Below are 2,797 nucleotides of genomic sequence, written 5' to 3' on the forward strand. Positions count from 1 at the left end.
ATTTCTTTTGCCAATGCTTTTAGTTTTTGGTGTTGGACTTTTTTACCGACATGGCCAGGGCAAACGCATCTTAAATTGAGTGAAAATGATAAATTGATTTGGGAATAGAAAAAAGGTACAAGTGAGGGAGAATGAAACTCAAGCCCAAGATTACCCTGTAGATCATTTTGCCAAGTTGACCGACCCCAGAATTGACCGAACTAAAGAACACAAGCTGATAGATATTCTGGCTATCGCCATCTGCGGGATGATTTGCGGTGCTGCCCTAAAGCGATTGTCTTGATTGTCAAGTTTAATTCTCATACAAAGGCGATCGCTAACTAAAAAAGTAAGCTAAGCCGATAAGTCACCACGAGGTGCTACACCTACTAAATAAGAAATTGACTTGTGTGAAATAGTGCCTAGTTCGGGTAAGTATGAAATAAGACTCACTGCTACTATTTCGCCAACTCCAGGAACACTGGTTAACAATTCCATTTTTGGTTTCCAGTTTTCATTGATTGCGATCGCCGATTTGATTTGCGCTTCAATCTCTTTAAGTCGTTTTTTTAACCATTCGATATGTTCATCAATATCTAATTGAACCGAATTGGTTTTACCTCTTCGACGATTCTTTTCGGCAGTAATCATGTCACTAAGCTGTCGGCGGCGTTGTACTAAATCTTCTAGTTGACGTGAAGATTCGTCGCTGATCGGTCTGACTTCGGGACGAATGGCATCTGCGAAGTGAGCTAATACTCTGGCATCGATAGCATCAGTTTTGGCTAATTGTCCTGTTGCTTTGGCAAAGTCTCTTGCTTGACGAGGATTAATGATGGCTACTGCTAACTCTGCTTGAGTTAGTTGAGTTGCTGCATCAATTTCCATCCCCCCTGTTGCTTCTAGGACAATTAATTCTGGTTGGATCTTTTTCAAAGTTTGAACCAGTTTGTTAATGCCTACTTCATCATTTGTTACTTGAAATAACTTTTCTAATGGACGAATATAAACGTCGAGATATTTCTGGCAAACATCTATTCCAACCCACCGTTGTTGTTCCATTTGTCTTACTTAAGATATTTGGCTTGGCTTTTGTCCTTCAAATCTTGACTCTTCCTTGCATAATACGGGGTAGAAACTCCCCTGGCGATTGTTTGAGTTGATAAAATTTGAGAGGATAGTAGTGACCCAGCTTTAGGACGGTTTTGAACAACCAAGGACTAGACGGTCTACTACTTTCTTTAAGTTATCAGGATTTGAGATCCCAATTTCAAGATACAAGGATTAGCTTCGCGTCATAATTGGGTGGCAATGGAACAATACGGTCACTCAAAACAAGAATGGTTGAAACAGTTTTTGGAGTTACCGAATGGCATACCTTCTCATGACACGATTGCTCGTGTTTTTGCTCGAATCGATCCGTTAGAATTTGAGCAGTGTTTCCGCTCCTGGATTAAAGAAATAGCTCAACTGATTCAGGATCAAGGTGCTGATTATTGTCTAGCACTCAAGGGAAATCATCAGTATCTTCATGAAAGGGTGATTCAACTATTTGAGAGAGGGGAAGCGATTGATTGGTCGGGAGTAGAATATGATTTTCATCGCACCATCAACAAAGGTCATGGAAGGACGGAAATACGCCGTTATTGGACAATGCCCGTGACAGAATTGTTCTTTGACCCAGACCAATGGGTTGGACTTCAACAACTCGATTGGTCATGGCGGGGAAACCCCGCCGACCCTCGTGCGATTCGTTCTCTCGAAACTTAGATAACTAGGGAAGATGAGAGACAATTCCAAAGTAACCCAAACTGGGTAGAGTACGCACTTTAATCCTTTGGAAGATGATAACTGAATATCCATGTAGGTGATGGAAAGTATCCTAGAAATCCTAGTCCTACCGCCCTGATGCGGGGTTGAAAGCGCAGAGCGTCCCCTTCGGCGACGAAGGTGTGAAGTTTCCCTAACTGCTGGATTGACAACCCAGTAGTTAAAGCGGGACTGAAGGCAGAAACCTGTGGCAACGCAGGTACAGACGATAATAGCTAAAAACGTCGGCTGTTAGCAGGAATCCAATAACCGACCTGGACTGAGATTATATCAAGGAAGAGGAAATCGTGGGGTAGAACAAACTAAGTGCTGACGAACCATCACTAGGCTGCGGAGCATGGGATACAAGCTAGTACTAATTTAATTAGTACCCCATGCGTCAGGAATAACTGACAAGGGTAAAGGCTAACAGTCTTGAGGGATCGAGTTAGCGCATCTCTTATACCCCTGGTGGAAAAGCACGCCCTAAAGGATTCAAAACAATGGATGTTCGGAACGAAATAACTCTGTTTGCGCTCCTGATGTAAAGGTCGAATCATTAGGTAGTCAGTCAAGACGAAAACTCTGGAACAATCCAGGCAATAACAGAGAAAGATGGTTTAAGAAGTAAATGCCAAACTCGAATTGACGAGTAATGCCTGAAAAGGGATGGCTTAATCGCCTGGATATACTGACGTAAACCGCATTGTGTGAAAGCAAAGAGGTACAAGTAGAAGTGAACAAGCCTAATACAGACTCAGACAAATTGAATACTGTGGGATGGGAGACTATCGATTGGCGTAAAGTCGAACGATACGTCTTTAAGCAACAAAAGCGCATCTATGGTGCTTCACGTCAAGGTGATAAACGTCGAGTACGCCAACTTCAGAAAACACTGATGAACTCTTGGTCAAACAAGGTACTAGCGGTTCGTAGGGTAACACAAGATAACAGAGGTAGTGCGACCTGAAAAGGTCAACTAAATTGAGACTCCGTAGTCTCTCTGGAA

Annotated in this window: 4 protein-coding genes; 3 read left to right on the forward strand and 1 reads right to left on the reverse strand. The window is 42.6% G+C overall.

Going from position 1 to position 2,797, the window contains the following annotated elements; translation table 11 throughout:
• The first annotated feature begins 121 nt into the window (after nt 1-121).
• Nucleotides 122-283: a transposase family protein gene (locus I4641_RS23595; RefSeq protein ID WP_439655369.1), complete on the forward strand. Its 162-nt coding sequence runs from the start codon at nt 122-124 to the stop codon at nt 281-283.
• 50 nt (nt 284-333) lie between these two features.
• On the opposite strand, the gene I4641_RS23600 is transcribed toward I4641_RS23595, so the two are convergent.
• Nucleotides 334-1,041 carry an IS110 family RNA-guided transposase gene (locus tag I4641_RS23600; protein WP_229643030.1) on the reverse strand — a complete coding sequence of 236 codons (708 nt, stop codon included), beginning with the start codon at nt 1,039-1,041 and terminating at the stop codon, nt 334-336.
• Nucleotides 1,042-1,254: 213 nt separating this feature from the next.
• Between I4641_RS23600 and I4641_RS23605 the strand changes: the two genes are divergently transcribed.
• Both I4641_RS23605 and I4641_RS23610 read left to right on the forward strand, forming a co-directional pair.
• Nucleotides 1,255-1,749, forward strand: a complete 495-nt coding sequence (locus I4641_RS23605) for an ISAs1 family transposase (RefSeq protein ID WP_369426881.1) — start codon at nt 1,255-1,257, stop codon at nt 1,747-1,749.
• 775 nt (nt 1,750-2,524) lie between these two features.
• Nucleotides 2,525-2,758, forward strand: a complete 234-nt coding sequence (locus tag I4641_RS23610) for a reverse transcriptase N-terminal domain-containing protein (RefSeq protein ID WP_229643032.1) — start codon at nt 2,525-2,527, stop codon at nt 2,756-2,758.
• The last annotated feature ends 39 nt before the right edge of the window (nt 2,759-2,797 follow it).

Source organism: Waterburya agarophytonicola KI4 (assembly GCF_020640915.1).
Lineage (GTDB): Bacteria > Cyanobacteriota > Cyanobacteriia > Cyanobacteriales > Xenococcaceae > Waterburya > Waterburya agarophytonicola.